This window comes from Acidilobus sp. 7A (assembly GCF_003431325.1).
Taxonomy (GTDB): domain Archaea; phylum Thermoproteota; class Thermoprotei_A; order Sulfolobales; family Acidilobaceae; genus Acidilobus.
Genome location: NZ_CP010515.1, coordinates 1141565 through 1152056 on the forward strand (window position 1 = coordinate 1141565; position 10492 = coordinate 1152056).

12 protein-coding genes are annotated in these 10492 nt (G+C 59.3%); 6 read left to right on the forward strand and 6 right to left on the reverse strand.

The genetic code is table 11. The annotated features are described in order from the left end of the window. The first annotated feature begins 7 nt into the window (after positions 1–7). The 3 genes from SE86_RS05765 to SE86_RS05775 all read left to right on the forward strand — a co-directional run bounded on the left by SE86_RS05765 (position 8) and on the right by SE86_RS05775 (position 1814). Positions 8–457, forward strand: coding sequence for a hypothetical protein (locus SE86_RS05765; protein WP_117354664.1), 450 nt, complete (start codon positions 8–10; stop codon positions 455–457). Positions 458–546: 89 nt separating this feature from the next. Next, positions 547–1074: a DUF123 domain-containing protein gene (locus SE86_RS05770; protein WP_117354665.1), complete on the forward strand. Its 528-nt coding sequence runs from the start codon at positions 547–549 to the stop codon at positions 1072–1074. 80 nt (positions 1075–1154) lie between these two features. After that, positions 1155–1814, forward strand: coding sequence for an HAD-IB family phosphatase (locus tag SE86_RS05775; RefSeq protein ID WP_117354666.1), 660 nt, complete (start codon positions 1155–1157; stop codon positions 1812–1814). 46 nt (positions 1815–1860) lie between these two features. Here the strand turns inward: SE86_RS05775 and SE86_RS05780 are convergent, their stop codons facing one another. Both SE86_RS05780 and mtnA read right to left on the reverse strand, forming a co-directional pair. Continuing rightward, positions 1861–3150: an NADP-dependent isocitrate dehydrogenase gene (locus SE86_RS05780; RefSeq protein ID WP_117354667.1), complete on the reverse strand. Its 1290-nt coding sequence runs from the start codon at positions 3148–3150 to the stop codon at positions 1861–1863. Positions 3151–3206: 56 nt separating this feature from the next. Further along, positions 3207–4307 carry an S-methyl-5-thioribose-1-phosphate isomerase gene (mtnA, locus tag SE86_RS05785; RefSeq protein ID WP_117354668.1) on the reverse strand — a complete coding sequence of 367 codons (1101 nt, stop codon included), beginning with the start codon at positions 4305–4307 and terminating at the stop codon, positions 3207–3209. 74 nt (positions 4308–4381) lie between these two features. Between mtnA and SE86_RS05790 the strand changes: the two genes are divergently transcribed. Then, positions 4382–4876 (forward strand): DUF2299 domain-containing protein, encoded by a 495-nt coding sequence (locus SE86_RS05790; protein ID WP_117354669.1) that lies wholly within the window; start codon positions 4382–4384, stop codon positions 4874–4876. Between the two features lie 10 nt (positions 4877–4886). Beyond that, positions 4887–5345, forward strand: a complete 459-nt coding sequence (locus SE86_RS05795; protein WP_117354670.1) for a hypothetical protein — start codon at positions 4887–4889, stop codon at positions 5343–5345. A 19-nt stretch (positions 5346–5364) separates the two neighbouring features. Here SE86_RS05795 and SE86_RS05800 read toward each other — a convergent pair whose 3' ends face one another. The 4 genes from SE86_RS05800 to SE86_RS05815 form a co-directional block, all read right to left on the reverse strand. Then, positions 5365–6099: a GTP cyclohydrolase IIa gene (locus tag SE86_RS05800; RefSeq protein WP_158543142.1), complete on the reverse strand. Its 735-nt coding sequence runs from the start codon at positions 6097–6099 to the stop codon at positions 5365–5367. Between the two features lie 2 nt (positions 6100–6101). Then, a complete protein-coding gene (gene ribH, locus SE86_RS05805; RefSeq protein WP_117354672.1) occupies positions 6102–6569 on the reverse strand; it encodes a 6,7-dimethyl-8-ribityllumazine synthase in 468 nt (155 codons plus the stop codon). 79 nt (positions 6570–6648) lie between these two features. Then, positions 6649–7350 carry a nucleotidyltransferase domain-containing protein gene (locus SE86_RS05810; protein WP_023428484.1) on the reverse strand — a complete coding sequence of 234 codons (702 nt, stop codon included), beginning with the start codon at positions 7348–7350 and terminating at the stop codon, positions 6649–6651. A 93-nt stretch (positions 7351–7443) separates the two neighbouring features. Beyond that, positions 7444–9174, reverse strand: a complete 1731-nt coding sequence (locus SE86_RS05815) for a hypothetical protein (RefSeq protein WP_117354673.1) — start codon at positions 9172–9174, stop codon at positions 7444–7446. A gap of 64 nt (positions 9175–9238) precedes the next feature. Between SE86_RS05815 and SE86_RS05820 the strand changes: the two genes are divergently transcribed. Then, a complete protein-coding gene (locus SE86_RS05820; protein WP_117354674.1) occupies positions 9239–10333 on the forward strand; it encodes an ATP-NAD kinase family protein in 1095 nt (364 codons plus the stop codon). Positions 10334–10492 lie beyond the last annotated feature (159 nt).

The window sequence follows — 10492 nt, forward strand, 5'->3', positions numbered from 1 at the left end:
ATGGGCCTTGGGTGAGATTCCCACAGAGGATGGGGTCTACCTCTTTGAGCCAGGGAGAGGGTGGCTTAAGCTGGCCACTCTCTTAACGCCATCCTCCCTGAAGAATGGAATCAGCATGATATACTTTAAGAACAACTGGTGCGTCCCCTGCAGAGTGCTTGACCTGAAGATGCCAGATATCATTAGGATGTACTCGTGCAAGGCGTCACTTTACGTGGTAACCTGCAAGTGGTTCACGTCGCTCTGCCTAGACACCGTAGCTAGAAGGGCCTTCCAGGCATTTAAGGTAACAGACTCGCCTACGCTCTGGTGGGCCATTGTTTCCGGGGGCAGAATAGTTAAGGAGGTTCGCATAGCCGGCGTGCCCTCGATCGCGGAGCTGAGGAAGTACGTGAGCGACAACCTAGGCATCAGGCCCTGCAGGGCGTCCTCTAGGTCGCAAGCACGTGAGTCTTAAAGCCCGACAACTCATTATAATTAAAGCGCATGAACGTTCACAATAAAAGCCTGCCCGCCTAGCTCCGACAGGGCGGCGGGTGAAGTTAGTTGTGCCCGGAGGAAGCCCCACGGGGCGATGACGCTCTCCGGGGTATCAGACGCCGCCTCGATGAGGTCATAAAGGCCCTGCCCCAGGAGAGGGGCGTCTACGCTCTCTGCTTCAGGCTTGATAGGGAAGTTAACATTACTAACAGGAGTGGCAAGGTAATAGCCTCGGTTGGCCCGGGCCTAGTACTTTACGTGGGGAGCGCAGGCGGCCCTGGGGGGCTGAGGGCCAGGCTCTCAAGGCATTTGATGGGCGCCTCAAGGTGCTGGTGGCACGTGGACTGCGTTTCGGGCGCCGCCAGTTCCGTTAAGTTTGTGTTTTACGTCACCGGCAGCTCTGGGGTCGAGAGTGAGGACTCGCTGGCGAGGAGGCTGGCAGGCCTGAGCTCCCTTAGGCCCATAGGCCGCGTCGGGGCCACGGACGCCAGCGAACCCCACATGTTCATATGTCATGACGAGGATTCAGTTATCGCAGCCCTGATGCCCTTGGGCAAGCTCATAAGACTACGGGGGCGCAGTGCCGAAGCATGATGAGGCCCGGCGCCTAGTCATGCCTCGCCCTGCGGCCTGCTTTTTACTTTCCCCTGCCCTGAGGCGCAGGGCCGCAGGGCTTGAAGGTTAAGGCTGTAATCTTTGACGTTGACGGCGTCCTCACGGAGGTGAAGAGCAGCTGGGGGTTCGTCCACGAGGCCCTCGGCGTCGCTGATAAGGCTAAGAAATACGCCGAGATGTTCAAGAAAGGTGAGATAAGCTACCAGGACTGGCTTAGGCTTGACACGGGTCTCTGGGTAGAGGCTACCAACGGACAGATAACGAGGTGGGACCTTGAGAGAGTGCTCTCAAGGATTCCCCTGAGGTCCTGCATTAAGGACGTCTCAGTTTGCATTCATAGGATGGGCAAGAGGATAGCACTGCTGAGCGGCGGCATAGACCTCCTCGTAGCCAGGGTCGCCGACGCAATAGGAGCTGACCTCTGGACGGCCAACATGTTGAGCTTCGACTCAAGGTGGAGGCTTGTACCTGGAGGAGTGGCTGCTGTGGGCGTTAACAAGGGCAGGGCGATAAAGCTTCTCGCCGGCGAGCTCGGCGTCAGGCTTGAGGAGGTCCTCTACGTGGGCGACTCCGAGTGGGACTCCGAGGCCATGAAGCTCGTGGGCTTCCCGGTGGCCTTAGGCGACGACGAGTCCCTGAGCGGGGTGGCCAAGTATAGGATAAAGAGGCTCTCAGAGGTCTGCGACCTGCTGAGAAAAATAGAGATAGGGGAAGCCTAGCTGACCTCCTCCCCGCCCTGAGGGGCGAGGCTTGCCGTTCACTTTGTCACTGGCCCTTGAGGGCCTTAAGGTCGGCGTGCCTTATGTAGCCAACAAGCACGTCCGTGTACTCGGTAGTTGATATTGGCGTTATGCCCCCCATCTCCCTTGCCAGGTCGTAGGTCACCTGCTTGTGGGCTATCGCCTGCCTGACGGCGTACTCCACGAGCAGCCTCACCTCAGACCATCCGACAAAGTCGCTGAGCAGGTACATGCCGCTCAGTATCTCAGCCGTTGGGTTTATCACGTTCTTGCCGGCGTACTTGGGGGCGCTGCCGTGGACGGGCTCAGCCACGGCGACGCCGTCGCCCATATCAAGGCCTGCAGCCATGCCTATGCCGCCCACTAAGGCGTTGGCCTCGTCGCTTATGTAGTCGCCGTTCAGGTTAGGTGTCACTATAACGTTGTAGTCGCCTGGCCTAGTTATTATCTGCTGCATCATGTTGTCGGCTATCCTGTCGTTCACTATTATCTTGCCCTCAGGGGTCTTGCCGCCGTACTTTGTGTTAACCTCGTCCTCGGTAACAACGTAGTCCCTGAACTCCGAAAGTATGAGGTCATAGGCCCACTGCCTGAAGGCGCCCTCCGTGTACTTCATTATGTTGCCCTTGTGCATTATTGTGACGTGCTTGTAGCCGTTCCTTATGGCCCACTCCATGGCTCTCCTGACGTGCCTCTGCGTCCTCCACTTTGATATGGGCTTTATGCCTATGCCCGTGTCGGGGGTCAGCTCGATGCCAAGCTCCTTCTTGAGGAAGTCCCTGAGCTTCTGGGCCTCAGCACTGTCGAACTGCCACTCTATGCCGGCGTAGACGTCCTCCGTGTTCTCCCTGAATATCACCCAGTCTATCTTCTCTGGGTGGCAGTGGGGAGTTGGCTGGCCGTACCACTTCACGGGCCTCACGTTAGAGTAGAGGTCAAGCACCATCCTCAGCGTCACGTTAAGGCTCCTGAAGCCGCCGCCCACGGGGGTGGTCAGGGGTCCCTTCAGGTTGACGCGGGCCATCTTAAACGCCTGAAGAGTGCCATCGGGCAAGAGGGAGTTGCACTCCTTCTGCGCCTCCTCGCCGGCCGTGACCTCCCACCAGACTATCCTCCTTGAGCCGCCGTAGGCCTTATCAACCGCAGCGTCGAGAACCCTCTTGGCGCTCTCTACGATCTCAGGCCCTATGCCATCGCCCTTGAAGTAGGCCACTATCAGGTTGTCAGGCACTATCAGCTTCCCGTTCTCAAACTTGGCCAGCCGCCCCTCTGAAGGAGGCTTAACCTCGTCGGCCGTACATGGGTGAGACACCATGAATGGTCCCAGTGAGGAGTATGTATGGGTCTTTAAAAACGTTCAATGACAGCCTATTACGTCAAGCCTAAGATTTCCCTTAGTGTCTTGTCGTAGGGTTTTCTGGCGACGCCCTTCTCTGTTATAATGCCGCTCACGAGCTCCGGTGGCGTCACGTCGAAAGCCGGGTTCCAGGCCTCCACGTCCTCAACCGTTATGGCAAGACGCCCCAGGACGGTCTTGACCTCGTCAGGGGACCTCTCCTCTATTGTTATTGACTCCTCCCCCATGACGGGCTGTATAGTGCTTGTGGGCGCGGCGACGTAGAACTCCTTCCCGTTAGCGTTAGCCGCAAGGGCTAGGTTGTAGGTTCCTATCTTGTTAGCCACGTGGCCGGTTAGCGTTATCCGGTCTGCCCCAACTATGGCGAGGTCCGCCATCCTCCTCCTGAACAGGAGGCCTGAGGCGCCGTCAACTATGAGTGTTACAGGTATGCCGTCCTTCTTAAGCTCCCATATCGTAAGCCTAGCTCCCTGGAGCAGGGGCCTCGTCTCATCGGCGTAGACCTTAATGCTCTTGCCCTCGTGCCAGGCGTACCTTATCACGCCGAGTGCCGTGCCGAAGCCGGCGGTGGCAAGGGAGCCCGTGTTACAGTGCGTCACTATCCTATCCCCGTTATCTATTAGCTTGGCCCCGTTTCTGCCCATGCTCACGTTGTTTTCTATGTCCTCCACATAGATCGTGAAGGCCTCCCTTGTAGCGGCCTCTCTTATAGCGTCGACTTCATTCTCCGCCTCAAAGGCCCTCTGGGCCGCTCCCCAGACCCTGTCAAGGGCCCAGAAGAGGTTGTAGGCCGTGGGCCTTGTGGTTGCCAGGACGCCGTAGGCCTCCTTGAGCTCGTTCATAAGGTCCTCGGCCCTCTTTGCCTTGGAGTGCACAGCCGCTAAAGTCATGCCGAAGGCCGCCGTGACCCCTATCGCTGGGGCGCCCCTGATCTCCATGTCCTTTATTGCCTGAGCCACCCTCCTATAGTCCTTGGTCCTCACATAGACCTCGTTCCAGGGTAGCTGCCTCGTGTCTATCCACACGAACTCATTTGAGCTGAGGTCATAGTATAGAGGCTTAATTGTAAGGAACTCCTTGAGCTTGTCCAGTCTTGAGAGTAGGTCCTCTAGCAAGTTCTCGCCCAGTGACTCCGGATTTATTAGAAAGTTAATAACTGTGACAAGTTAGAATTGATCAGGCGTGAGCCTTGGGACTAAAGGATGACGTCATAAGGTGGCTGAAGGAGGAGGAGATAGACTCAGAGGAGGTGCCCGTGCCCCCTGGCGCGCCAGTTGAGTGGGCCCTTAACGCCACCGTGAAGGCGCCCCTCAAGGTTATGATAGGCGTGCAGAAGCCAAAGACTAAGGTTGACAGGCTTGTACTAAGCATGATAGTAAAGGTGGCAGAGCAGCACAGGTCAGCCCTCATGTCGATGAGTGAGAAGGAGAGGGCTAAACTCATGAACAGGCTGCTGTCAAACGTAACGTCCCTCTGTCCCTCCTGCATAATAGTGTTTCAGCCCCAGCTCGACATACCCGACACCATAGTTGTCAGCAAAGTGATATATGATGACGACATAGGACCCATGAGCTTAGGTGAGAGCGTCAGGACGCTCGTAAACGAGTACGCAATAATAGTCAGCTTCTTCAACTCTGAGGTAGCCAAGGCGGACCAGGGCCCCAGCACGGTTATGCACATGTGAGGTGCTGGACTTGGTCAGGCTTAGGCCTCTGGCCGTGCTGGCATCCTCGAGGTGCCTGAGCGCCGCGGCGTCCCTGGAGAGCGCGCCCTTTGAGGCCGACCCAGAGGTAGCCAGGGCTGTTGAGGAGGCCTACAAGTCACTTAAGTCCTGGGCCCCCCCAGCAGGCTGGGACGCCACTAGGCTGTCCCTCTGGTATGCGGCCGTCTACGGGGGGCTTGTCCTAGTCTACACCTGCGGTCCTGTGACCCCAATATCTAGGGTTACGGTGGCCACGGGCATTAGTATCATGCCGAGCGACGCCCCCAGGAGACTCGAGGACATGCAGCTGCTATCGGCCTGGGCCAAGCTGTGGGCTGGCGACGAGCTTGGCGGCCTGAGGGAGCTTGAGGGGGGCCTTAGCTACCCTGCTGGGTTCAGGTGGAAGGTTGGCGGTGACATCAAGGTATCAGTTAGAGGCATAATATACTAATACTAATAGCGTGTACGCGTCACTTGGCCACCGCGCTCTCAGGCAGGTCGCTTAGGACCTTAACGTATGCCCTGCCCCTGTTGCTCCTTATCCAGTCGAGGGACCTCGTGGCCAGCTCTGCGGCCTTCCTTGGCGTCCTTGATACGCCGACGCCGACCTTTACCCTGTCAACCTTTGAAAGCCTCGTGGCCAGCTCCTCGTAATTTGCGACAGGCATCACGACAAGTATGTTGTCACCGCCGAGGTACTGCGCTATGCCGCCGTAGGGCTTGGCCTCCCTTGACACCTCACCCAGGAGCTCCTGAACCCTGTGGAACGCCTCAAGGGGGTCAGTCCTCTCCGTTAGCCCAGTGACGTCATCAAGGTCCACGTGGCCGAGCACCGAGAGCTCTTCGTCACACTCAGGCTCGTTTACAGCGCTGCCTCTGAGGGACGCGAACGCAGCTGAGACAGCTGCAGCGGGACTTTCAGCCGCCGCAGTTGAGCCCCTCACCTCAACAGGGGAGACGGCCCTCACGGAGTCGACTATATAATCTATGTCACCGTTAGAGAGGCCGCTGCTCAGCACCAGGAGGAAGTCGTACCTCAGGGGTATTGCAAGGCCCCCCCTTGACGCTGCTACCTCCTGGGCCCTCCTGTAGAGCTCGGACTGCCCCTCCTGTATCCTCCACTCTCTGTCGCTCCCGAGCAGCTCCGTCCACCGCCTGTAGTTAGCGAGCTCCAAGAGCGTGACCTTCACGCAGGCCCTGCTCAAAGTCACTCCACCACTATCGTCTGGCCTGCTGCGTACTTGAGGCCAGGTATTTGTCTCTGCCTCCTTACGAGCTTCACGGCCGCCTCAACGGCCCTCCTGGAGTACTCCTCTATCCTCTCCGCCGCCTGGGCCCTCGATGCGCCGGGCCCTATGATGCCCAGCGTGACGGGCTTGCCGTACTGGAGCGAAAGGTCGACCAGGGCCCTAGCCGCCTGGTTAGCTATTAGCTCGTCATGCTTTGTCTGCCCCTGTATGACAGCGCCTATGACAGCTACGGCATCTATAAAGTCGAGCCTTATCACCTGGGCCACGCCAAAGGGAGCGTCATAAAAGCCTGGCACGTGAAAGACCACTGGGACCTCCACGTCCAGGAACTTTGCGTGACTCAGCGCCTTCTCCTCCATCAGCCTAGTTATGTCATAGTTAAACTCCGCGACCACGAGCGCCAACCTGACCGGCTGCTCAGGCACCCTTGACCCCCTGGCTCCTCGGCGCGACCAAATAAAAAGGCTAAGACCTTCACTGGGCGGGGCCTGCCTCTGGGCCAGCTCAGAGGCCCACGGCCCTCCTGAAGAACTCGTTGGCCCTCGCCAGTCTGTCGATGGCCTCCTCCAGCGGCTCGTCAGGGGGCACCTCGACCTTAATGAACGTGCCAGTCCTTCCTACCTCCCTCCTCCTGCCGAGAACCCTCAGCCTCTCGCTGACAGTGCCGAGGTCGACCCCAAGGAGCCTCGCGACCTCAGCCTCGTGTCCGCTGACCGGGTACTCGACATGGCCGTCACCTGTCGGCACTATAAGCTTCAGCTCCTTGTTGACCCCTGGCACCCTGGCGCCCCTCTCAAGGCCTGCCATGTCAAGCTTGCCTCCCCACGTGTAGAAGTCGGCCTCCCTGGGCCTCAGCCTGCCGAGGGGGAAGCTGACGGTGACCTCAAGATCTGGGTCGAGGTAAATGTAGGCCTTGGGCACGTAGCTTGGAGTGGCCTGAACTATCTCCTTAGCGTAAGCCCTGAGGCCAGCCATGTTGAGTCTCATCTCAGCCAGGTAAGGGGGGACCTGGTCAAGCACTATGACATCAACGTCGCTCTCCCTCCTGACGTCCCCCCTCGCCACGCTGCCGTAGACGTAAGCGTTAAGGCCCGTTAGGGCCCTGAGGACTCTCCTAGCCTTCTGCCTCTTCTCATCAAGAATTCTCCACCTGGTCTCGTCGTAGATTACCCTGAAGCCCTGGGGCAGGCGCGCGCCCTCAGCCATAGCGTAGTCGTGCCAGCTTTAGGCCCTGCTGGCCACTGGGCACTCGCTATGAGGCTAGTTTAAAAAGCGCCCTCGGCCCCGGCGCTGCGATATCTAGGAGTAAACTATCCAGTACTCCTGGTCGTCGCATACAAGGAGGTAGAGGCCGGGGCCCTGGAGGCCCTGCAGGGGGCCGCTGACGGCAGTCGGCCTGCCGAGCGTGAGCTGGCCGTAACTTATGTTGACCTGGTAGAGCACGCCGGGGCAGGGCAGGCTCACGATGGCCCCGGGTATCACGGCGACCACGGGCCCCTCCTGCGGCTCGCCATTAACGTAGATCAGCCCGTCGTGGAGAGGCGGCGAGACCATGATTACTGAGTAGCCGCTCCCGTTGACCTCCAGGGCATAGGCGAGCGGCTGAGGCGTCACGTTGGTTGCAGCCCACGCGGCGCCCTCGTAGCCGTTCCCCTGGTCCTTGAAGGAGTACCTAAGGTAGGAGGTGACAGGCATTAGGGGCACGGGCGGCGATGAGACCTCCACGCGGCTCGCCTGAAGCAGGAAGGCCCCGCTGCCGGCCCCCTCCGTTGAGACGCCGAGGCTTGTGTAGAAGGTCAGCGTGAACGGCTGCTCATAAGCGACGACGGCGTTTGCTGCAGCTGCCCTAGTGGTCATCTGCTGGCCCGCCAGGCTGACCACGCGGAAGGAGAGGGGCGCCGGGACCGTTACGTTGACGCTCGCGGGCCCCCGCACAGCGCAGAAGGTCAGGTTGAGCTCCCCCACCAACCTTAGGTACGCCTGTGTCGGCGCCCCCCATGCCACGAGGGGCAGGCGGTACGCGAGGACAACAGGCCCCGGGGTGACGCCGCGGCCTGTGGTCGACGAGCTAAAGTTGTAGTAATAGTAGAGGTTGTAGTTTTTCCATGCCGCGCCAGTTGGGCTCACTGACCATGATGACGTGAAGTTCCCCTGGTAGCCCAGGGCGGCTGCCGCGAAGGCCTCTGATGGCCCAGTCGCCCCCAGGGCCTCGTAGCCGCTGAGGCTCACGGAGCCGCTGTAGTTAACTATAAGGCCTGGCCCGCTGAAGACCACGCCTATAGACCCTCCTCCTGGGCCCTCGTAGGCTGCCACCTCGACCCTGTGGCCCGACAGCTCTATGTAGCCAAGAGGGGTCAAGGTGAACTGGCTGCCCCCTGCCAGGGTTCCGCTCATCATATAGCCGTCTACCCACACTGACGCGCTGAGCGTGCCGCCCGGCGTCCCATTTATAAGTACCTTCGCCTCCGCCGATCCTAAGCACGACGTCTCGTTGCCGCCACCAACGAGCCCGGAGATGTATATAGCGTCGAGGCTCGCTGGGTAGGAGTCCGGGCCAAAGTTGAACTGAGTCCCCGTCCCTGAGGCAACAGATACCTGGCCCCCCTCGCTGGCCTGCGGCTGGGCGCAGGTGGGGTCCGTGTACTTGAACATGGCCCCGCTTGACGTCACTACATAGATGGTCGCGTTGCCGCAGGCGTAGTTGCCCGGCAGGGGTATTAGCGTTGGCGAGGACGCCACAGCGCCGACCTTCTCGATTATAGCGTCACCGTTAACCTCAATGACGGCATATGAAATGTTTATTGGGGTCGTCGGCAGGACCTCCATGTAGAGCCTCGAGCCGTTCAGGACCAGGTTCACCTTGGGCGGCGAGGCCTCCTGCGCGGCCCTCTCGAAGAGCTGCGCTGAGGCCTTCTCCGAGTAGCTTATGACCTCGGAGCCCATCCTGACAAGGGATATGGCCGCCAGAAGGACAACCATGAGCACTATGAACGCGCCTATGACCTCGCTCAGCGACCTCCTAGGCTTCACGCATGCCACCAGCAGTTAAGCAAGTTAAGAAGGCGGCCCTCCCCCTGGCGAAAGTGAAGGTAGGATGAGAGGAAAGGTTGGGCTCATTGTAAACCCCATAGCAGGCATGGGGGGAAGGGCTGGACTGAAGGGGACAGACGGCGAAGCGTATGAGAAGGCCATAGCCCTTGGGGCTAAGCCTGTGTCCCCGCTAAGGGCTAGGGAGTTCATCAGGTCGCTGCGCTCCCGCATAAGCCTGGTGACGCCTGAGGGCATAATGGGGGAGGACGAGGCACTAGCAGAGGGACTAAGGCCTGAAGTAATAAAGTGCGTTAATAACAGTACCAGGACGACGGCCGAGGACACTGTAAGGTGCGCAGAACTCATCTCTAGAGATGTTGACATCATTGTGTTTGTCGGGGGTGACGGCACGGCCAGGGACGTTGCGAGCTCTGTCGACCTTAGCCTGCCGATCCTCGGCGTTCCCTCCGGCGTTAAGATGTACAGCGGCGTCTTTGCTGAGACCCCCTCGGCTGCGGCTGCTGCCCTCCTCAGGTTCATTAACGGCGAGGCCCAGCTAGTTAAGGCCGAAGTCCTTGACATTGACGAGGAGGCCTTTAGGAGGGGCGAGCTCAGGGTGAGGCTCTACGGCTACGCCCTCGTGCCAGGGGCGCCGGAGGTTGTGACCAGCGGCAAGGAAGCTGGCGCCCACGACGAGGAGGAGCTGAAGTCTATAGCCAAGTACGTGAGGGAGAACATGGAGCCTGACACACTTTACCTTCTCGGCCCTGGGACTTCTGTCGCGGCAGTGGCCGAGGAGCTTGGCGTCCAGAAGACCATCCTTGGGGTGGACGCCGTGTATAACGGTAAGCTTATAGGCTCTGACCTTAATGAGCGGCAGATCCTTGAGCTACTTAGGGTTTACAGAAGAGCCAAAATAATAGTGTCCCCCCTTGGCGGCCAGGGCTTTCTATTTGGGAGGGGCAACCAGCAGCTGAGCCCTGACGTGCTAAGGGCTGTTGGACACAATAATGTTATCATAATCTCGACTAAGGACAAGCTCGTGAGGCTAAGGACGCTCAGGGTGGACACCGGAGACGAGGAGCTGAACTCCATGTTTAGGGGCTACAGAAGAGTGATAGTGGGCTATGGTGAGGAGGCAGTGGTCCTAGTGTCGTAAGCCATAGGAGGTGGCGAAGGGGGAGGGCCATCGAAGGCCCTGCGGCGCGTGCCGCGGGGTCTCCAGAGGGTCACGTCTGAGGTCCTGGGGGCTTGGGGCCCTCAGAGCCTTTTGCGTGACCCTTTAGTGGCCCTCTCCTTCGCCACCGGTTTGCCTACT